This window comes from Arthrobacter sp. CP30 (assembly GCF_053470025.1).
This window is the reverse complement of record NZ_JBQEMM010000004.1, coordinates 19,012-37,256: the sequence shown is the minus strand read 5'-3', so window position 1 is coordinate 37,256 and position 18,245 is coordinate 19,012. Positions and strand designations below refer to the sequence as shown.

Genomic DNA, 18,245 nt, shown 5'->3' with positions numbered 1-18,245 from the left:
AGCCGGTGCACCGGAGCACCTCGGTGTCGGCGCCGCACAGGACCGGTAGCCTGAGGCAATGAAGCCTCTCGCAGACCTCCCTCCGTACATCTACGGCACCACCCGGCTGGGGCACGACGACGTCCCCCGCGACCAGCAGGCCCATATGGCCCGGACCGCCATCGACACCGGTCTGTGGCTGCACACGTCCCGGCAGTACGACCACGCCCTCGAGGTCCTCGGCGCCGCGTTCGCCGAGGACCGGACGAAGGTCCCGCCGGTCATCGTGAAGCTGGGCGGCGGGACGGCCGACGACGTCCGGGCGACCATCGCGGAGAACATCGAGCCCCTGGGAATCAGCTCCATCGACATCGGCCAGCTCACCGGCGTCGGGGCGTTCGCCGATGACATGCGAACCAGCGGACCGGTGCTCACCGAGCTGCAGCGCATCACGGACGAAGGGCTGGTGGGACGCTTCGTCCTCGAGATCTTCCCCTGGACATCGGAGGCTCCCCTCGCAGCGCTCCGGGCCGGGCACCTCGACGGTCTGATCGACGGCTACATCTTCTACCTCAACCCGCTGCAGCGCTTCGCGTCGAACGAGCTGTGGGACGAGCTGCTCGCGCAGGACAAGGCGATCATCTCGATGCGGACCGTCGCCGGCGCCCCCGTCCACACCCTCCGTGACGTGCCGGGCGCCGCCTGGAAGCCGTACCTCCAGGAGCGGGCCGTCGAGGTGGCTCCCATCTTCGAGCGTTCCGGTGTCGCGAGCTGGGCGGAGTTCTGCCTGCGCTTCGCCCACAGCACCCCGCAGGTCGTCTCCACGGTCGGCTCGGCGAGCCGCGAGGAGAACCTCCGTGAGCTCCTCTCCTTCAGCCGGGACATCGAGCCTCTGCCGCGGGACATCGTCGACGAACTCTTCGCCCTGCAGCACCGCTGGTCGGACGAGACGGATGTGCACGCGGAGCTCTGGAGCATGTAGCTCGTCCCGGGCAGACGACGACGGCGGGGCAGTCACTCTCGGTGACTGCCCCGCCGCCGTTCGTAATGAGGTCGGGCTAGCTGTCGCAGCCGATGCCGTCGCCGTCCCGGTCGAACTTCGGCTGGAAGCCAGGCGTGCCGGCGTAGATCGGTGCTGCGCCCGCTGCGCGGACCGCGTCGCAGTTGGCGTAGACCGGTGCAGGGGCCGGCGCGACGGGAGCAGGTGCTACCGGGGCCGGCGCGACCGGAGCGGGCGCAACCGGCACAGGTGCCGGAGCGACCGGCTCCGACGCTCCGCCCTCGCAGGCGACGCCGTCTCCGTCGCCGTCCTGGTCGGGTGAGTACGCGGCTGAGCCGACGGGGATGTTCGAGAAGCCGGCTGCTGCGGCTTCGCTACAGTTCGCGAACGGCCCCGGCGCGGGCGCGACGACGGGCGCCTCCGGTACCGGCTCCGGCGACGGCGCAGTCTCGACCGGCTCGGGCGGTGCAGTCACCGACGGCGCCATCTGGTTGGTCGGGGCCAGGATGCCATTGCAGTCGGACAGGATGCGCGCCATCGCGTCGTGCTCCGCCTGCGTCACCCAGAGGGTGTAGGTCGCCTTCACGGACACCTGCCGCGCGACGTACTCGCAGCGGTAGCCCTTGTTCGGCGGCAACCAGGTGGCGGCGTCGCCCGCACCCTTCTGCTGGTTCGTCGGTCCGTCGGTGGACTGCAGGTTCAGTGGATCGTTGGCGAAGGCGACGCGCTGGTCGAAGGTGAGCTGCTGCGCACCCTTCTGCCAGGCGTCGGACAGGGCCACGACGTGGTCGATCTGCACCTTCGTGCTCGTCGACTGTCCACGCTGGAAGGCGATCGACATCGCCGTGTACGGGTCGGCCAGCATGCCCGACTGCACCTTGCAGGGCACGGCATTCGTGTGCACGATGTCCGTCAGATCACGGTTGAGCATGTCGTTGCGGGTGTCGCACCCGTTCCGGTCGACGTCGAGCCAGGCCTGGCCGAACTGCTCGCGGTCGTACCCGGTCTTCGGTGCACGGCCCTTGATGGCCAGGGTCTCGAGGAGTGCCAGCGCCGTCGTGTTCGCGGCCGGCTGCTCGGCCGGCGCACGCGGCGTCCCTGCTGCGTCGACGACGGCGTCACCGTCGAGGGGTGCGACATCAGCGTCCGTCGGCGTCGGAGTGGCAGACGGCGTGCGCGTGGGCGTCGGGCTCGCGGAGGGCGACGGCGTGGCCGGGGCTGTCGAGGCGGCCGTCGTCGGCGTCGCCTCCGGCGCAGCCTCCTGGGTCTGCTCGGCGACCGCGGTCGGTACGGACTCGTCGGCCGGGGCGATCGCTCCGCCGATGAGGAGCGCGACGACGCTCGCGCCGGCGGTGATGGCGCCCGCCCTGCGCCCATTCAGGCGCGCCCAGGAGGGCCGGTTCGTCACGGCCGTGTAGAGGCCGGTGACGAGGGCGACGACGGCCGCCATGATGATGCCCCCGCTCAGACCGCTGACGATGAGGCCGATCACGACGAGGAACAGGGCGACACCCGCAAGCACGGCGGTGGACCTCTGCACGTAGAAGCCTCCCGTGGGTGACGGCTTGTGGGCAGGCGGAGGTGAAGACGGCAGCATGGAACCCCATTGGTGTACGCGAGAAAGCGCTGTCATCGAGTGATGACGCGACAGTCTGAAGTGTAGAACGTGCGTTCAGGCATGAACGCGCCAAGGAGACCGGACACGAGCGGCGTAGGTGAAGATCGGCCTGAGATGAAGCTTTGCCCCCGGACCACCCGTGCACACGCACCGTTCAGCCGCGTCGTAGAGAATGAGGCGATGATCGACTCCTCCTTCGGCCGCCACGGGCGCTTCGCCGCCTCCGCGGCGATCGCCGTTCTTCTCCTGGCAGGCTGCGCCACCGAGCAGGCAACCGTCGTCGCCTCCCCCTCGCCGGCGCCGCCGTCGGCATCCGCGACGGCCACGGCCGGTGTGCCGACGCCTGACGCCGCGACCGCTCCGACCACCGCTCCCGACGCCGTTCCCGACGCTCTGCCGGAGGTTCTGCCGCGGTCCGAGCCTGTTACCTTGAGCCTGCCGTCCACCGGCACGACTACGGACCTCATGTCGCTCGGGCTGCAGGACGACGGGTCCCTCGAGGTGCCGCCCGGCGAGCCCGGGTCCCCCGCCGGTTGGTACAACCAGTCGCCGACGCCGGGCGAGCGCGGCCCCGCCGTCGTCCTCGGGCATGTCAACGCCACCGACGGCGGAGCGGGTGTCTTCGCCTCCCTCCGCGACCTCGGCGAGGGCGACACGATCGAGGTGACCCGACAGGACGGCTCCGTGGCGACATTCGTCGTCCAGCGCGGCGAGCAGTACGCGAAGGACGAGTTCCCCACGATCCAGGTCTACGGCAACACCAACGGGGCGGAACTGCGCCTGATCACCTGTGATGGGTACGACCCGGAGACCGGCCTGTTCGATGACAACTACGTCGTCTACGCGACGCTGCAGGTGACCTGAGCCGCTGGCCGCCAGGCGGGTGGCCCGGCAGGTCCTCTGCTCTCAGTCCTCGACTCCTCCGACATTGATCCGTTGCAAGGAACCTTCCGGGTCTCCCGTCCCTTAACCCTTCAGACGCTCTTCCCGACGGTCGGGCGAATCATGGCATCGCAACGGAAGGGTTGGCGTCAGTGAGCTGGACCAGCACAACACGTGCCTGCCGAGGCGCGACGGCGTGCGGTGCCTACCCGGTCCTTCGCGAGACTGGTGCCGGCTGTGGTCAGTAGCAGCGTTGTGCGGCGTCGACGGCGCGCTGCCGCGGCCCTGCTCGGGCTCGTGGTGGTCGCAGCCGTCGTAGCGGTGCTCGTGCTGATGGGTCCGGGGCTCGTCGGTGGGCTGCGCGCCGGCAGCGGTCCACTCCTCGGCGGGTCGGAGTGCACGGTGCAGACGCCGGGCGGAGAGGTCGGACTGACGCGCGACCAGGCCCAACAGGCGACGACGGCGGTTGCACTGCAGGCGCGTGGCGTCGAGGCTGCGGCGCCTGCGGACGTCGAGGAGGGCGTTCTGCAGGCTCTTGCCGACGGGCCCGTGGACGACGCCGGGGCGGTCCTCAGTTGCCGGGGCAGCGTGGACGCGGACCTCCAGGTGGAGGAGCTGACGCCGTCGGGCCTGACACCGAGGGCCGAGCAGGTGCGGACATCCATGGCCGAGGTGTTCGGCGAGCAGAGCCTGGGCGGGTTCGAGCCTGGCGGCGTCGGCTCCGGGCACGGCGGGGAATCGACGCACTACGACGGGCGTGCCATCGATGTGTTCTTCCGTCCTGTGTCCGAAGAGAACCGGCGGCAGGGCTGGGCGCTCTCCCACTGGCTCCTCGCCCATGCCGAAGACCTGGACATCCAGTACGTCATCTTCGACGATCAGTTCTGGAGCGCGCGCATCGCTCGGGGCGGGTGGCACCCCTACGACGCCCCCGCGCCGGCGAATGAGATCCTCCGGCACGTCGACCACGTGCATGTGGATGTACTGGCGGGCGAGATCTGAGCTTATGGTTGCGCACGTACCGCTAAGGACGATGCTGCGACAACTGCTCGGTGCCATTGCCGCCCGCGGCTTCCGGCTTCCGGCTTCCGGCTTCCGGCTTCCGGCTTCCGATCGATACGCAAGTGACAACTGCTTGTGAGCAAAGGGGCTCGTAACGCCGCCGTCCACGGTTACCGGTGAACCGGGAGGGGCGTCTGTGATGCCTTGCCTGCTCTAGAGCTGACCGCAACGGTACCGAAGTTCGGAAATGACTGCTTCCTCGCGGGTGCTGACGGCACCATCGACCGTGGCGACTCGATTGGCCACATCAAGGATGTCGCTCAAATCCCCGGGTTCGGCGTCAATGCGGCGCCAAACATCGGCGGGGTCAATATCGACGAGCCGGGCAAGCTGATCATCAATGATTTGATGGTCTTCTCGGGCAAGCTTCACTAGGTGCCTGATCAACAGCGCCTCCTCATCAGCTACCTTGTGGTCCGCTTTTATGACGAGCCACGCGACCCACAGCATCAACTGTGGGTGTCGACTACGCAAGCTGAGATCTTCGGCTAGCTCGATTATGCGAGCCTCACTGCGGAAGACTGCTTGCGCATGACGTCCTGCGAGAAGGGTCGTATAGCGATTCAGCACCACGGCAATTGGAACGCCCACAAGCGGAATGCCAACCTTTAGGACGTTGCGCTGTAGTAGGTGCCTGCCGACGACAGGCAATCCCTTTGAGGCGGCGAGGACAGACCCGGAATAAAAGCGTTTGATGACGGGCCGCATAATCGCCGGAACCACCTTAACCACACCCTCGCGCACAGCTTCACCGCTCTTGATGGTGAATGCTACTCGGACGAGTTTCCAAAGGTCATCAGGGTCGGACAGGTCGAGTGGCACTCGATACAGAACCGCGATGTCGTAAGCCAGACGAAGCTGGAGTTGAGTAATGAATGCAACATCAACCATGACGGTGGCGATGGCAGCCGGGACAGTTGCAGGGCTGGCCCCACCAAGGCTCCCAAGAGTAGCGGCGATGGTCGCGGTGTAAGCTCCTGCGGATAGTCCGCCTTCAAGCGCCGCAAAACGGGCTGCCATCTTAACGCGCTGGTCGACGATGGCGTCGGCGGGAACACCCTCGTACTTCTCCTGGAAGTACTCCCAGTTGACCTTCGTGGTGTAGGCACCAAGAGCTCCAGAGATGAGCTTCGTGAACCATCCACCTGATCTGATATCGTCCGGGCTCAACCCTCTGATGAAATCTCGAAGCTTAGCTCGCTCGTCCTCGACAAATTCCCCCTCAGCATCATTCGCGTCGTCGACGATAACTGAGTCAATAGGAGCTCGGGTCATAGAGGGGGTCCCCCAAGAGGATTTCGTGCCAGAAAAGGCTGTCTGCTCATGACAACACCGCTGGCATCTCAACGAAAGTGACACGCCGACGAGCACGCTCGTCACACGGTGCCTCGATGTACGGGAACGCTCGCACGACTTACGCAGTACGTCGATTGATGTGACTGTAGTGCAACAGAAGCCGAACATCGAACCCTGTAAGTTCGCGCTGCACATGGGGCGGGCGACCTTCGCCAGAAGTTCATCAGCGGATAGGGTCACATACTCCGCGTGGCCAGAGGTGCAACGTGTCGCCTACGACCGAACCGGGTGACACATCGCTCCTGACGTCGCCGCCACATCACTTGTGTTTTCCTCCCGGTGGCCGGCCCATCTCCTCATCCCATGAAGTGGGCGCCACGGCACCGATAGACCCCGATGAGATCTGCCGCTTGATCTGCTCCAGCTCGTCCTTAAGTGAATCGACAGTCGCGCGATACTTCTTAAAGTCCGCCTTCCGGCGCTGCGCAGCAAGGAAGCTGACGCACGCGGCAAGAATCACCAAGGGGAACGACACCAGCAAAGCCCATCCAGAATCAGAAAGGAAGTCGAGCCCGATGGGAAGTGCATGTTGGAATGACCGGAAGTCATTCACTCCTCCCACTACTCCTTCCAGAGCGGAGTCAAGCGGCTCGAGGAACTCGCCCACGAGAGGCGTTTCGGAGAGCGACGGAGCACTCAAAGGCGTCTGGCCATCCGGCGCCCACCGTGGATCGCTGAAGTGACTCAGGACGTAGATCCCGGCTGCTCCGCTGAGCGCGGCGAAAAGCAGTGTCGCACCGAGCACGATCCAGTGAAGATTGCGCGGGCGCCACACGCCGAACACCAGTGCAACAAGGGCGGCGGCAACCCACGGGAAGGCGCGGAGCACATCGGGGCTCATATTGCCCAGCAAATCCAAGGAGACCCCCATGAAGAAAGCTTCAGAACGCGCCAAAAATATCGATGGCACGCCGCCGCAAGGCTATAGCTACTCGTCCGCATGGCTGGTCAGCCACACTGTAGCGCTGGGTTCCAGCATCATTCGTTCAGGAACGCCACTTCTCTGACAGCCGCGTAGAACTGAGGCGCATTGGGAGAAGGGCCGTTGAACACAGGCGGGCCGCCCACCCGAAGGTGACCGGCCCGCCGTCGTGCGCTTGAAACTTAGAACGTCCGGATGGGAATTTCCGCCGGGTCCATGAGCAGCGACTCGATCTCGTCGTCGAGCCTGACCAGCGTGATGGACGCACCGGCCATGTCCAGGGACGTGCAGTACTCCCCCACGTAGCTGCGGCCCACGCTGATGCCCTGCTCCGCGAGCCGCTTGTGCGCCTGCCCGTACAGCAGGTACAGCTCGCTGATCGGGGTGCCGCCCAGGCCGTTGACCATCAGGGCCACGCGGTCGCCGTCGCCGAACGGCAGGTCCTTCACCACCGGCGCCAGCATCTCCTCGACGATCTCGTTGGCCGACATCATCTTTCCCCGACGGCGCCCCGGCTCCCCGTGGATGCCCACGCCGATCTCGATCTCGTCGTCGCCCAGTTCGAACAGCGGGCTGCCCTTCGCCGGCGGGGTGCACGCGGTCAGGGCTACGCCCATGGTCCGGGTCACCGAGTTGACCTTCTCGCCGATACGGATGACCTCATCGAGGTCCGCCCCGCGCTCAGCGGCGGCAGCAACGGCCTTGATGACGAAGAAGTTGCCCGCCACCCCGCGGCGCCCGATCGTGTAGGTCGAGTCCTCCACGGAGACGTCGTCATTGATGAACAGCGTCTTGACCTCGATACCCTCGGCCGAGGACATCTCCTGCGCCATCTCGAACACCATCTTGTCGCCCGTGTAGTTGTTCACCAGCAGCAGCACGCCCTTGGGCGACGCCATCAGCTTGGTCGTCTCGTACACGTAGTCGAACGGCGGCGCCGCGAACACGTCACCCGGGCAGGCGGCGTCGAGCATGCCCTTGCCCACGATCATCACGTGCGCCGGCTCGTGCCCGGACCCCGAGCCCTGCACGATCGACACCTTGTTCTGGTCCGGACCGTCGGCGCGCATGATCAGGTTGTACTCGGGCACGTACTTCAGGGTGTCCGGATTCGCGAGCGCCAGGCCCTCGAGCATCTCCGGGACGAACTGCTGCGGATCGTTGACGAACTTCTTCATGAGGGCTCCAAGTCGTTGTGAGTAGGGATGAGTTGAAGGAGGAGAAGGGTCAGGGCCAGTCGGCCACGATGCCCTCGACGATGATCGCCACGGCCACCGCCCCGGCGTCGGGCGAACCGATGCTGCGTTCCCCGCTGTAGCTGGCACGGCCGCGCTTGGCCTGGAGGGTCGACGTCGCATCGGCGCACTCGCGGACCGTCGTCGCGAACGCCGTCCGGCACTCCTCCGGTGACGCGCCGGCTGCCAGCTGGCGTTCGAGTTCGTCGGTTGCCGGGATCAGGGCGTCGAGCAGGGTCTTGTCGCCGAGGTCTGCGTTGCCGCGGGCCTTGATGCCGTCGGTGGCCCCGCGGAGCATGGCGACGACGGCGGTCCCGTCGATCGTGTCCGCCGCCTTCGCGGCCGCGGACGCCCGCAGGAAGGCAGTCCCCCAGAGCGGCCCGGACGTCCCGCCGATCCTGCTGGAGATGGCGAGCGCGATCTGCTGCAGGAACGTGGCGACGTCGTCGCGCTTGAACGAGTCCCAGTCCGCGAGGACCTTCTCGAAGCCGCGGGCGAGGGAGTAGCCGAGGTCGCCGTCGCCCACCACGGCGTCGAGATCGCCGAACTCCTTCTCCTTGTCGACGGCGGTCTGCGCCAGGGAATGGACGGCGTATTCGACGTCGGCGAGGTCGGTGGCGCTCATGAGGTCTCCGTTTCGGTGTTCGCGGCGTGTGGGGCGGGAGCGGACAGCAGCTCCTGCAGGGTGGCGAGGGTGACGACGTTGGAGGGCTCGACGCCGACGGGACTCGCCAGGACCTCGGCCTGCTCGCCGTCGGGATCCCCGAGGGAACTGACCACGAGCGAGGCGCCCGTGAAGTCCTCCTCCCGCGTGAAGCCGCTGACCGTGACCACGGTCCTGAGTCCGGCGGCGACGGCTGCGCGCAGCCCGTTCCCGCTGTCCTCGACGACGATCGCATCCTCCGTGGACACCCCGAGCTCCCGCAGGGCCAGGAGGTAGATGTCCGGGGCGGGCTTCTTGGCCGGCACCACGTCCCCGGCGAACACCGAGAAGTGCGCGGCGAGTGACTCCCCGACGGCGTGCGTCAGGACGGCGCGCACCGCGGGTTCAGCGGACGTGGACGCGACGGCGAGGGTCCAGCCGGCGTCGTGCGCCTCCTGCACGATGCGCGCGATGCCCGGGCGTGCAGGCATGACACCACTTTCGACGAGGCCCTTGTAGACCTCGGTCTTCCGCTTGTGCCAGGCGAGGATCGCGGCGTCGACGGCGTCGTCGTCCTGCAGCCCGAGAGTGGAGGCCAGCGAGGGCGTCAGGATGCTCCTCATCCGTTCCTTGCCGCCGCCGATCTTGACCTTCTCGGCGTACTCCTCGACGCTCCACTGCACGGGCACGTCGAAGTCGGCGAAGGTCTGGTTGAACGCGGGGAGGTGGCCGTACTGCTCGGTGTCGGCGAGCACGCCGTCGCAGTCGAAGATCAGGGCCGGCATGATCAGCGGCCGCCCTTGCCCGCGCTGCCGAACTGGCCGCAGAGATCGGTGACCATCGCGACGATGTCGGCCCGCGTGTGCTTGAACAGCGACGGCGGATCCCACGTGTTGTTCTGCTCCGCCTGCTTCAGGAACGCCAGGCTGGACTGCATGTACGTCTCCTTGAGGGCCGTGGAGATGTTGACCTTCGCGCAGCCGCGGGCGATGAGGTCGGCGAACTGCTCGGGGCTCAGGCCGCTACCGCCGTGCAGGGCGATGGGCACCTTGCGCGCCTCGACGATCTGCGTGACGCGTTCGACGTCAAGCACCGGCGCGGCCTTGTAGCTGCCGTGGGCGTTGCCGATCGAGGGGGCGAAGACGTCGATCCCGGTGGCGTCGATGAACGCGAGCGCCACCTCGAGGCTCTGCTGCTTCGAGACGTCGTCGGACCCGTGATCGTCCTCGACGCCGGTGATGGCCTCGATCTCGCCCTCCACCTGGGCGCCGTAGCTGCGGGCCTCGGCGACGACCTCCACGGTCTGGCGCTGGTTCTCCTCGACCGGGAGGTTGGAGGCGTCGAAGAGCACCGAGTTCCAGCCGGCCTTCAGGCATTCGGTGACGACGTCCCGGTCCGGACAGTGGTCAAGGTGCAGGGTGACGGGCACCTCGATGCCGCGCGTCATCGACTGCCACATGTCGAAGAGCACCCGCGAGCCGATACTGCGCACGGTCTTCACGGAAGTCTGCAGGATCACCGGGGAGTTGGCCTCCACGGCGCCGGCGAGCACGCCCTCCATGGTCAGGTCGTTGAAGATATTGATGGCGGGCACCCCGTAGCGTGCCTCGAATGCCGGGTCGACGATGTTCTTCAGCGGTACAACGGCCATGGTGATTCCTCCTGGTCAGGCTGACCCCCACGCTAGGTGGGCGAGGCCACGCTGGGTATGGGGGTTCTCCCGCCCTTCCCCTGGGGGTAATCACCACCTCGTCAGCAATGGATGCGCGTGGTTGAGTGGGCCGCGGCCGCCCGGCCGCCCACTTCGACGACGAAGGACCCCCATGACTCCCGAATCAGTACTCGAAACCATCACGTCCAAAGAGGCCCGCCTCGTCATCGACGCCGCGGCAGCGAAGGCCGAGGAGATCGGCCAGCCGATGGACATCGCCGTGGTCGACGCCGGCGGGAACCTGAAGGCGCACGTGCGGATGGACGGCGCGAACATCGGCAGCATCAGCATCGCGATCAACAAGGCCTACACGTCCATCGCGTTCCAGTGCGAGACCGGTGACCTGCAGGGCGTCACCCGGCAGGACGGCCCCATCTACGGGCTGAGCGATGCCCACGGCGGCCGGCTCGCGGTGTTCCCCGGTGGCATCCCGCTGGTGCGCGACGGCAGCATCATGGGCGCCATCGGTGTCTCCACCGGCACCATCGAGCAGGACCAGGAAGTCGCCTCAGCCGGCGCCGCCGCCTACTGAGTCGACTGATGCTCCGAGGAAGAACGGTGCTGAATTTTCTTACCGTCGCCTCGAGGCGTGCAGCGTGTTGGACTAGCTTGAGCATCGTGAGGACGGCCCGGAATGATGCCTACGGGATTAATCGAGGAAGTAGGCGCGGGTCCTCTCTTTGGACTCCAGGATCTCGTCTGCAGGGACGCCGAGTTGTCGGGCGAGCTCGGCTGATCCGAGAAGTGCGATCTGCATGTCAGGCGAGAAGGCTCGTTCGAGCAGTCCGAGATAGTCGGACATGCCCTCGTCCAGCTTGTGTATGAGTTCCTGGTGCTCGGCGGTGAGTTGCCCGTCGAGGAGGCGTTGCTCGTCCACGTAACGCTCGATCAGCTCGGTCTCTCGCTTGGAGAGGGACGATGCGACCGTCCTGTACATGATGGTGCCGACCGTGTTGCCGATGACGGCGCCGAGTACGGGAACGGGTATGAGCGCCTGGCCAACGAAGGAGGACAGCGCGCTCACGGCGGCTTCTAAGGACAGGAGCTCAGCGTTTTCGATGAACTCGAGCTCGTCAATCTCACCGCGGCGAAGCTTGTTCGCCTGCTCTGCAATACCAAAAGTCGCAGTGACGACTGAGCTGGCGACCGCGGCGGACGTGACCGTGAAGTTCGTCAACGCATAGATGCTGGAGCCTCGGATCCCACCTTTGCCGAAGCTCACGCCGGTTTCGCCTGCGATATCGAGCCAGTCCTGCTGAGTGAACTCTCGAAGTGGCTTTCCTTCCCGCTTCTTGGAGACCACGGCCAGCACGAAGGCAGTCCCGCCCTCGACTGCGGCGGCTGTAAGGGTCGCCGATGCTCCTCCTCGCAGAGCTGGCCGGCTCTCCTGATATGCGTTGTCACGCAGAGACCGGTCGGTGGAACGAAGCGAGTTTTCCTCGGCCGTCATCGTGGACTCGTAGGTGCCCTTTTGGACTTGACGGTACTCAAGCGTCGAAGGTTCGAGCGATTCAAAGTCGATCGACCCCTGCCGGAAGAACGCGTCGATCCGTCGCCAGTCCGTGAAGGACGGCCCGTCGTCGCTGCGCGCCAGCTTTCCTGCTTCCTCCGGTGACATAGAGCGCAGGCGTTCGACCATCTTGAAGTGATCACAGGGAATCTGGTACTTCCCGCCGTTCTTCACGTAGTCGGGGTACTTTTCAAGGTGCTCGACGATTGCTCCCAGTGAGAAGCGACCTCCCGATGCGACGAACTTTTGCTGGATGTCCACACCGCTGCGGATAAGGTCCACGGGCCCGTTATCGTTGACCCACTGGTAAACAGAATCCTCGCCGAGGACCTGCTTGCGGGCATTGCCGATACCCACCTCAGCGAGCTCCGCAATGAAGCCGTGCATGCCGTGCTGGCCTCCGCGATTGGAGGTGACCACCTCGAGATTGATCCTCTTGGTAGCTTCAGCAATGCTGCTCAGTGCGTTCAGGAGGTTCTCGTCCTGCTGTCTGAACGAGCTCAGTAGCTCGTCGATGCGTACCTGGTTGAGATAGTTCACCCAGGAGGCAAGTGCCTGCTCCTGGTTGCTCTTGATGAACTTCGCGAAGTCATTCATCAACGACGACCCACTCGACACGCTTAGACAGCAGGGCCGCGCACGACTTCGTGTTGTTCACCAGGACCGCCAGGCTGTCCTGCTGGGAAGTCGAAAGCGACCTGAAGTCAGCGCCGAAGCACGCCAACGCTCCGACATAAGAGCCCCTCAGCTCGATACGCAGCGCCGTTGTCTTCTGAAGGAGATCATCAATCTGAGCGTCACCGCCCTTGACCGACGCGATGTTCCGCTTCAGCGCAGCCAGTGCTTCCTGCTTTGCCTCCCGCGTCTCCAACTTCTTCTTCGAGAGCAGCACGACCGACGCGAGGAGGGAAGCCCCTGCGACCGTCCATCCAACAGGGCCAGCCAGAGCCAACAGGGCACCTCCCGCAGCGGTACCTCCACCTCCCGCGGCCAGGGCGCCGCCGCCCAGCCAGGCGAGAGCGGCGTTGCTCGCGGCGGCCCCGGAAAGTGTGGAGATCGCGGTGCCAGTGGACGCAGCACCGAAAGTAGTGGCAACCCACATGGCAGCCGTCGGTGCAACGCTCACGACTGCAGCTCCCGTAGCAAAGCCGGCGCCGGCGCCTGCAGCAGAACGCTTCGCGGCTTCGAGATCCTTACGGGCGAACTCCTCCGCATCCAGGAACCGGGCTCTTTGGGCGTCGATTTCACCCAGTGAGGACTCGAACGACTTCGGCGTGTTCGCGATGCTGTTCACCAGCAATTCGACGAGCTCGATCAGGTCCGCCGACCGTTCGCGCTGGCGCAGGAGTGTATCTCCCTTGTCGCTCATCGCGGTGAAGGCTGCGTTGTACTCCGCGATGACTTCTTCGTAGGGGTCTGCTGCCTTCGCAGCCAGCTTCTCGACTTTGTCTTTGGCGGCTTCTGTAGCGTCTTTGGCAGTCTGCTTGACGCTTCCAGCGTGCTCGACGATATGAGTGGAAGCGCCTCGCAGGGCCCTACCGATGCCCTCTTTCGCATTGCTGACGTCGAAATGTGCAGCCATCTCTTCTCAACTCCTTCGCTAACTATTGCTGAGGAGAGAGTATCGACTGCGGGTGACCGTTCAGCTTCTGATCCAAAGGACACCTGGGTATAACGCACGAACTCCTGTTCCGTGAGATTCCCTGCACCGACCCGGAGAACAAGTGCTGGTGTACACGTCGACCTGAGATCACCGCTCATGATGGCTACGCAAGAACCAATCGGTTGGAGCAAGTTATACGCCACAACGAAAAACCAGATGCGCGCGTTTCTTATGGTGGCTTCGACGGGAAACTTCTCCACGGCCGCGGCCGCGGTGGAGATGCAGATGGCACAGCCGTCCGTATGCGAGATGATCAAGCGGATCGAGCACGGTACGACGACGACGGTTACGTCCCGGACTCGGCGATGCGCTTGATGGCGGCGAGCGTCTTCGGGATGCCGTCGAGCGCCTGTCTGGTCCGGTCGATGATCTGCGCGGGTGCATCATCCCCGAACTTCTCCTCGAACATGGCGATACCGCCCGGCAGGAAATCCCAGGATTCGGTCAGAGTGGTCCCGGTGCCGGCCGGCGTGAGTGTGTAGCCCCAGCGGACTCGATTGCCGCCGACCACCCAGGCGAACTCACGGCCGCGCTCTGCGGCCACGACCTGCGACCGGGTCTCCCAAGTGCGGTGCGGAAGCTCATTGCGCCCTGTGAACCAGGCGCCGACCTGGCCTGCGTCGGCGTCGTCCTCCCACCAGCAGTGCCTGCACACCGGGCTCCACTCGCCGGTACGGGTGATGTCGGAGACCAGGTCGTAGATGCTGTCCGCCGATGCCTGGATCGTGACGGACTCCTGGTGGTGGCGGATCTCGGTCTGGTTCATGCGCCCATTCTCACAGAGGAATCTCCTCGTCCTGCCGGGATCGGCTGCAGCGATCGGTGCCCGCATAGACTGGGTCCTCCCGCTGCCTACGGAAGGCCCTCACATGTTGAACACCGAACGGACCGGCACCGGAAAGCCACTCGTCCTCGTGCACGGGCTCGGCTCGAGCGTCCGTACCTGGGACCCCGTCCTCCCCCTGCTGCAGGAACAGCGCGAGGTCATCGCCATCGACCTCCCCGGGTTCGGCAGCAGCGAGCCGCTCGCGGGCGAAGTGACCGTCGCGACCCTCACGGACGCCGTCGAGCAGTTCCTCGAGCAGGAGCACCTGCGCGACGCGGATATCGTCGGAAGCTCGATGGGTGCGCGGATCGTGGTCGAGCTGGCGCGGCGGGGCCATGCCGGCAACGTCGTCGCCCTCGATCCCGGAGGATTCTGGAACGACACCCAGGTGCGCATCTTCAACGGCAGCATCACCGCGTCCATCGCGCTGGTACGGCACCTCCAGCCCGTCCTGCCGTCACTCGTCCAGCAGGCCGCGGGCCGGACGGCGCTGCTCGCCCAGTTCTCCGCGGCACCCTGGAAGCTCGACCCGAACCTCGTCCTGACAGAGCTCCGCGGATTCGCCGCCTCGCCCAGTCTCGACGAAGCACGGAAGTCGCTCGCGCACGGGCCGCGCCAGGCAGGTGCGCCGCAGGGGACGATCAAGGGCACGCTGGCGTTCGGCTGGGGCCGGTCGGACAGAGTCACCCCGCTCAGCGAGGCCGCCGTCGCCATGTCCCTCTATCCGGACGCCACCCTGCACGTCTTCGAGGACTGCGGGCACTTCCCGCACTGGGACCAGCCGCAGGAGACAGCCCGGTTCATCCTCGACGCCACCGCTGCTAAGTCGTCGTGACTATCCGCTGAGCCGCACACCTGGCGAGCGTGCTGGTGACGCACCAGTACGCAGGCTCAGAACGGGCGCCGTCGCCTACCTGGAGTTCGCAATCACCTGACCCTGGTGCTGCAGGCCCACCAGCATGGTGCGGTTACGTGCCCCGGTCTTCCGCAGCATGGCGCTCACGTGCTTCTCGACCGTCTTCACCGAGATGGCGAGCCGCGTGGCGATCTGCTTGTCCGCCAGCCCCTCGGCCAGGAGGTCCCGCACCTCGAGTTCGCGGGCCGTCAGTGATATCCCCTCACCGGTGTCCGCCGCGCGATTCTCCGTGAGTCGCGTGAACATCGCCCCGTCCAGCAGGGCGTCTCCGCGGGCGGCAGCGACGACGACGCGCGCCACCTCGGCCGGCGTCGAAGAGGGTGAAAGGAAGCCCCGCACGCCCGACGACGCGGCGGCCGCCAGGAGTTCGTCCGCGAAATGGTCGACGACGGCGACCACCGGCCGCTCGACGGTCTCCGCGTCCGTCACTCGGGCTTCGGTATACCGGGACAGCAGGTGCTCGTCGAGGACGATCATGTCCGGCTGCAGCAGGGACACCGACTCCGTGAGGTCCTCGAGCGTCCCGAACTCGCCCAGGACCTGCACCGACGGCTCGGACGTCTCAAGCAGCCGGACGAGCCCGGCCCGGAGAAGGGGCTGGGTGCAGGCGACGAGGACCTTCCACCGTTCCCGGGAGGAGTCGCCGTTCGAGGAGTACGGCACCTGCGCCCGGATGCTCGTCCCCCAGCCCAGCGTCGACTCCACGTGGAGTTCGCCCCGCAGGTAGTGGGCGCGGGCTGCCATGCCGTGCAGACCGAGCCGGCTGCCCTTCAGGTTCGTGCTCTCCTGGCCCTCGAACCCGCGGCCGTTGTCCTCGACGACGGCCGTGATGGCGGTGGTGTCGTAGAAGATGCCCACCCGGCACGCGGTGGCGCAGGCATGCGCCACTGCGTTGGTCACCGCTTCCTGGATGATCATGAAGAGCTGATGGGCGACAACGGGTGCCAGTTCGTGAGGATTGCCGGTCACGAGGAGCGTCACGTCCATCGGATCGTTTGCGCTTACCCGGTCGAGTTCCTGGCGGACCGCCTCCTCAAGCGAGCGGTCGGCCAGGCTGGAGGGTCCGAGTCCCAGCACGGTGCGGCGGGTCTCAAAGAGCGCCTCGTGGGCGAGCACTCGGGCGGAGTCGATGTGCTGGGTGGAGGGTGATCCGCCCGGCGTAGCCTTGTCCGCGCGGTCGAGGTGCAGCAGGAGCGAGCCCAGGGACCGGCCGATCGTTTCGTGGACTTCCTGTACGGCGCGCTCGCGTTCACCCGCGACGGCAGCCTCGCGTTCCTTCGCTGCTGCGGCCTGGTGGAGCCGGGAATTCATGATGGCGATGGCGGCATGGTTGGCGAAGAGTTCCACGAGGGACGCGTCGCCGGGGCTGAAGACGCGGCCGGGACCGTCGCTGAAGATGGCGAACGTGCCGATGATCGTGCCAGCCCAGGTGATAGGGACGCCGATGACGGCGCTCCCCCAGCGAGGGTCTGCCGGGTCGATGTGGCCCATCGGCACGGACGCGTAGCGGTCGAGGATGACGGTGCCGCGGGTCTTGACGATCTGTCCAGTAAGGCCTTCGGTCAGGGGGAAGGTCTGGCCCTCGCGGCAGCCGACGCCCTGGTCCACTTCCTTGCGGTAGTAGCCCTCGGTCTCGTGGACGATCGAGATGGAGCCGCTCTCGCACCCGAGGAGGGCGGCGGCGTGTCCAAGGACGCGTTCGAGAAGCGGGACCAGCTCGAACTGTCCGGCGAGATCCCGGGCAAGTTCGGTGATGCGGTCGAGCTGGGAGGGCGGAGGGTTCTGCTCGTTCTGGGTGATGCTGGGCGTGGGAAGCTGCTGCATGTACGGCACCTGTCTCCTGCAACCCGGCGCGACGCTGCGCACGGGCCTTCAGGATAGCGGGCGCATATGAGCTTTACTGGCTTCGAGCAAGTCCTCCGCCACTCGGGAACGTTGGTACGCCTACACATGCGTCGACGTCTACCCGTGCATAATGACGACGAACCGCAACCTATTTTTGGGGGAACATTGGCTTACTGGTGGGCGACGCAGAACGACAACTATCCGCTGGCGATAGCAGAAGGGTCCCTTTGGACTTGTCCACGATCCGCCGGCAGGGAACTGGGTGCTGGCCGCAGGGCGATCTTTGATCTGCAACCGGGGGACTTAGTATTTCACCACCAACAAAGCTACCTGCGCGCAGTCAGTCGAGTCACCGCTCCGTTCCGTGATTTCCCGAGAACGGCGGCGTATGGTGCGCGGGAGAATGAGGGCGACATGGGTTGGCGCGTCGACGTCGAGCCGCTCCACACCAATCTCGCATTGCACTTCTCTGAGGTCGCCAGACTAATCGATGTGGGATCTCCGGGTCCTTTCGGAATCGATGGACGACCCCAACAAAAGTTTCTGTCGCCCCTGTCCGAGCAGGATGGAACACTGCTACTCGCGGCGCTAAAGATCAAAGCACCGTTGCCTCAGGGATTACTTGGAAGGCCAATCGATTCGTGGGCCGGGAAGGGGACGGACGAAGTATCACTCGGCGTCATTCGAAAGGAACAAAGCGCGCTCAGGCAGCACCTACTAGTGGGGGCTTCAAGCGCTCGCTGTGCTGTGTGTGGAGAGGATTTCCCTGCAAACTTACTCATTGCTGGGCATATCAAACCACGCAGTCTGTGCTCGGAAGCAGAACGTGTTGACTTCACCTCCGCAGCGATGCTCATTTGCAATCTTGGTTGCGACGCCCTCTTCGAGTGGGGGTATGTCATCGTAGACCCGACTGGGATTCTACGCCGCGGGAAACAAGCTGAAACGGAGTCCGTACGTGACAGAGTTGATCTGCTGGTGGGCAAGCAGTGTAGCGCCTTCAACAACCTCACCGCCCCGCGTTTCAGAGCTCATGCTGAGCTGCGCGTCGGGTCGGTCGAGATTCAGTAGCTGCTC

Annotated in this window: 19 protein-coding genes; 8 read left to right on the top strand and 11 right to left on the bottom strand. The window is 65.6% G+C overall.

Annotated features, from left to right (window positions below; genetic code table 11):
- The first annotated feature begins 58 nt into the window (after positions 1-58).
- Positions 59-961 carry an aldo/keto reductase gene (locus ACTIMO_RS07015; RefSeq protein WP_448181943.1) on the top strand — a complete coding sequence of 301 codons (903 nt, stop codon included), beginning with the start codon at positions 59-61 and terminating at the stop codon, positions 959-961.
- 76 nt (positions 962-1,037) lie between these two features.
- On the opposite strand, the gene ACTIMO_RS07010 is transcribed toward ACTIMO_RS07015, so the two are convergent.
- Complete coding sequence (locus ACTIMO_RS07010; protein ID WP_448181942.1) at positions 1,038-2,519, bottom strand: excalibur calcium-binding domain-containing protein; 1,482 nt, start codon at positions 2,517-2,519, stop codon at positions 1,038-1,040.
- Positions 2,520-2,777: 258 nt separating this feature from the next.
- Between ACTIMO_RS07010 and ACTIMO_RS07005 the strand changes: the two genes are divergently transcribed.
- Both ACTIMO_RS07005 and ACTIMO_RS07000 read left to right on the top strand, forming a co-directional pair.
- Complete coding sequence (locus ACTIMO_RS07005) at positions 2,778-3,461, top strand: class F sortase (RefSeq protein ID WP_448181941.1); 684 nt, start codon at positions 2,778-2,780, stop codon at positions 3,459-3,461.
- 255 nt (positions 3,462-3,716) lie between these two features.
- Positions 3,717-4,481, top strand: coding sequence for a hypothetical protein (locus ACTIMO_RS07000; protein WP_448181940.1), 765 nt, complete (start codon positions 3,717-3,719; stop codon positions 4,479-4,481).
- A 213-nt stretch (positions 4,482-4,694) separates the two neighbouring features.
- Here the strand turns inward: ACTIMO_RS07000 and ACTIMO_RS06995 are convergent, their stop codons facing one another.
- Together ACTIMO_RS06995 and ACTIMO_RS06990 are read right to left on the bottom strand one after the other, a co-directional pair.
- A complete protein-coding gene (locus ACTIMO_RS06995; RefSeq protein ID WP_448181939.1) occupies positions 4,695-5,921 on the bottom strand; it encodes a tellurite resistance TerB family protein in 1,227 nt (408 codons plus the stop codon).
- A gap of 235 nt (positions 5,922-6,156) precedes the next feature.
- On the bottom strand, positions 6,157-6,768 hold the full coding sequence (locus ACTIMO_RS06990; RefSeq protein ID WP_448181938.1) for a hypothetical protein: 612 nt from the start codon (positions 6,766-6,768) through the stop codon (positions 6,157-6,159).
- Between ACTIMO_RS06990 and ACTIMO_RS06985 the strand changes: the two genes are divergently transcribed.
- Positions 6,767-6,904, top strand: coding sequence for a hypothetical protein (locus tag ACTIMO_RS06985; protein ID WP_448181937.1), 138 nt, complete (start codon positions 6,767-6,769; stop codon positions 6,902-6,904). The genes ACTIMO_RS06990 and ACTIMO_RS06985 overlap by 2 nt on opposite strands.
- A 97-nt stretch (positions 6,905-7,001) precedes the next feature.
- Here ACTIMO_RS06985 and dhaK read toward each other — a convergent pair whose 3' ends face one another.
- From dhaK to ACTIMO_RS06965, 4 genes are read right to left on the bottom strand one after another with little or no spacing between them, the layout of a single operon-like run.
- Positions 7,002-7,997, bottom strand: coding sequence for a dihydroxyacetone kinase subunit DhaK (dhaK, locus tag ACTIMO_RS06980; protein ID WP_448181936.1), 996 nt, complete (start codon positions 7,995-7,997; stop codon positions 7,002-7,004).
- A 49-nt stretch (positions 7,998-8,046) separates the two neighbouring features.
- Complete coding sequence (dhaL, locus tag ACTIMO_RS06975; RefSeq protein ID WP_448181935.1) at positions 8,047-8,679, bottom strand: dihydroxyacetone kinase subunit DhaL; 633 nt, start codon at positions 8,677-8,679, stop codon at positions 8,047-8,049.
- Positions 8,676-9,482 (bottom strand): HAD-IA family hydrolase, encoded by an 807-nt coding sequence (locus ACTIMO_RS06970; RefSeq protein WP_448181934.1) that lies wholly within the window; start codon positions 9,480-9,482, stop codon positions 8,676-8,678. Before ACTIMO_RS06970 ends, dhaL begins: the two co-directional genes overlap by 4 nt.
- Positions 9,483-9,484: 2 nt before the next feature.
- Complete coding sequence (locus ACTIMO_RS06965) at positions 9,485-10,348, bottom strand: class II fructose-bisphosphate aldolase (RefSeq protein ID WP_448181933.1); 864 nt, start codon at positions 10,346-10,348, stop codon at positions 9,485-9,487.
- 172 nt (positions 10,349-10,520) lie between these two features.
- On the opposite strand from ACTIMO_RS06965, the gene ACTIMO_RS06960 reads away from it, so the two are divergent.
- Positions 10,521-10,940 (top strand): GlcG/HbpS family heme-binding protein, encoded by a 420-nt coding sequence (locus ACTIMO_RS06960; protein ID WP_448181932.1) that lies wholly within the window; start codon positions 10,521-10,523, stop codon positions 10,938-10,940.
- A gap of 117 nt (positions 10,941-11,057) precedes the next feature.
- Here the strand turns inward: ACTIMO_RS06960 and ACTIMO_RS06955 are convergent, their stop codons facing one another.
- Both ACTIMO_RS06955 and ACTIMO_RS06950 read right to left on the bottom strand, forming a co-directional pair.
- The gene (locus ACTIMO_RS06955; RefSeq protein ID WP_448181931.1) at positions 11,058-12,515 is read right to left on the bottom strand and encodes a hypothetical protein; all 1,458 of its coding nucleotides are present in this window, start codon (positions 12,513-12,515) and stop codon (positions 11,058-11,060) included.
- A complete protein-coding gene (locus ACTIMO_RS06950; protein ID WP_448181930.1) occupies positions 12,508-13,500 on the bottom strand; it encodes a hypothetical protein in 993 nt (330 codons plus the stop codon). The genes ACTIMO_RS06955 and ACTIMO_RS06950 overlap by 8 nt, the downstream gene beginning before the upstream one ends.
- A gap of 177 nt (positions 13,501-13,677) precedes the next feature.
- Here ACTIMO_RS06950 and ACTIMO_RS06945 point away from each other — a divergent pair, with 177 nt between their 5' ends.
- On the top strand, positions 13,678-13,896 hold the full coding sequence (locus ACTIMO_RS06945; RefSeq protein WP_448181929.1) for a LysR family transcriptional regulator: 219 nt from the start codon (positions 13,678-13,680) through the stop codon (positions 13,894-13,896).
- On the opposite strand, the gene ACTIMO_RS06940 is transcribed toward ACTIMO_RS06945, so the two are convergent.
- Positions 13,868-14,347, bottom strand: coding sequence for an SRPBCC family protein (locus tag ACTIMO_RS06940; RefSeq protein ID WP_448181928.1), 480 nt, complete (start codon positions 14,345-14,347; stop codon positions 13,868-13,870). The two genes, ACTIMO_RS06945 and ACTIMO_RS06940, sit on opposite strands and share 29 nt — an antisense overlap.
- 103 nt (positions 14,348-14,450) lie before the next feature.
- On the opposite strand from ACTIMO_RS06940, the gene ACTIMO_RS06935 reads away from it, so the two are divergent.
- Positions 14,451-15,242 carry an alpha/beta fold hydrolase gene (locus tag ACTIMO_RS06935; RefSeq protein ID WP_448181927.1) on the top strand — a complete coding sequence of 264 codons (792 nt, stop codon included), beginning with the start codon at positions 14,451-14,453 and terminating at the stop codon, positions 15,240-15,242.
- Positions 15,243-15,317: 75 nt separating this feature from the next.
- Here ACTIMO_RS06935 and ACTIMO_RS06930 read toward each other — a convergent pair whose 3' ends face one another.
- The gene (locus ACTIMO_RS06930; RefSeq protein WP_448181926.1) at positions 15,318-17,147 is read right to left on the bottom strand and encodes a hybrid sensor histidine kinase/response regulator transcription factor; all 1,830 of its coding nucleotides are present in this window, start codon (positions 17,145-17,147) and stop codon (positions 15,318-15,320) included.
- Between the two features lie 144 nt (positions 17,148-17,291).
- Between ACTIMO_RS06930 and ACTIMO_RS06925 the strand changes: the two genes are divergently transcribed.
- Positions 17,292-18,239, top strand: a complete 948-nt coding sequence (locus ACTIMO_RS06925) for a hypothetical protein (RefSeq protein ID WP_448181925.1) — start codon at positions 17,292-17,294, stop codon at positions 18,237-18,239.
- The last annotated feature ends 6 nt before the right edge of the window (positions 18,240-18,245 follow it).

Bases quoted from the DNA above. Each gene is read 5' to 3' on its own strand.
- ACTIMO_RS07015 (WP_448181943.1), top strand. From the start codon at position 59: ATGAAGCCTCTCGCAGACCTCCCTCCGTACATCTACGGCACCACCCGG.
- ACTIMO_RS07005 (WP_448181941.1), top strand. From the start codon at position 2,778: ATGATCGACTCCTCCTTCGGCCGCCACGGGCGCTTCGCCGCCTCCGCG.
- ACTIMO_RS06985 (WP_448181937.1), top strand. From the start codon at position 6,767: ATGAAGAAAGCTTCAGAACGCGCCAAAAATATCGATGGCACGCCGCCG.
- ACTIMO_RS06990 (WP_448181938.1), bottom strand. From the start codon at position 6,768: ATGGGGGTCTCCTTGGATTTGCTGGGCAATATGAGCCCCGATGTGCTC.
- dhaK (WP_448181936.1), bottom strand. From the start codon at position 7,997: ATGAAGAAGTTCGTCAACGATCCGCAGCAGTTCGTCCCGGAGATGCTC.
- dhaL (WP_448181935.1), bottom strand. From the start codon at position 8,679: ATGAGCGCCACCGACCTCGCCGACGTCGAATACGCCGTCCATTCCCTG.
- ACTIMO_RS06970 (WP_448181934.1), bottom strand. From the start codon at position 9,482: ATGCCGGCCCTGATCTTCGACTGCGACGGCGTGCTCGCCGACACCGAG.
- ACTIMO_RS06965 (WP_448181933.1), bottom strand. From the start codon at position 10,348: ATGGCCGTTGTACCGCTGAAGAACATCGTCGACCCGGCATTCGAGGCA.
- ACTIMO_RS06960 (WP_448181932.1), top strand. From the start codon at position 10,521: ATGACTCCCGAATCAGTACTCGAAACCATCACGTCCAAAGAGGCCCGC.
- ACTIMO_RS06955 (WP_448181931.1), bottom strand. From the start codon at position 12,515: ATGAATGACTTCGCGAAGTTCATCAAGAGCAACCAGGAGCAGGCACTT.
- ACTIMO_RS06950 (WP_448181930.1), bottom strand. From the start codon at position 13,500: ATGGCTGCACATTTCGACGTCAGCAATGCGAAAGAGGGCATCGGTAGG.
- ACTIMO_RS06945 (WP_448181929.1), top strand. From the start codon at position 13,678: ATGATGGCTACGCAAGAACCAATCGGTTGGAGCAAGTTATACGCCACA.
- ACTIMO_RS06940 (WP_448181928.1), bottom strand. From the start codon at position 14,347: ATGAACCAGACCGAGATCCGCCACCACCAGGAGTCCGTCACGATCCAG.
- ACTIMO_RS06935 (WP_448181927.1), top strand. From the start codon at position 14,451: ATGTTGAACACCGAACGGACCGGCACCGGAAAGCCACTCGTCCTCGTG.
- ACTIMO_RS06930 (WP_448181926.1), bottom strand. From the start codon at position 17,147: ATGCAGCAGCTTCCCACGCCCAGCATCACCCAGAACGAGCAGAACCCT.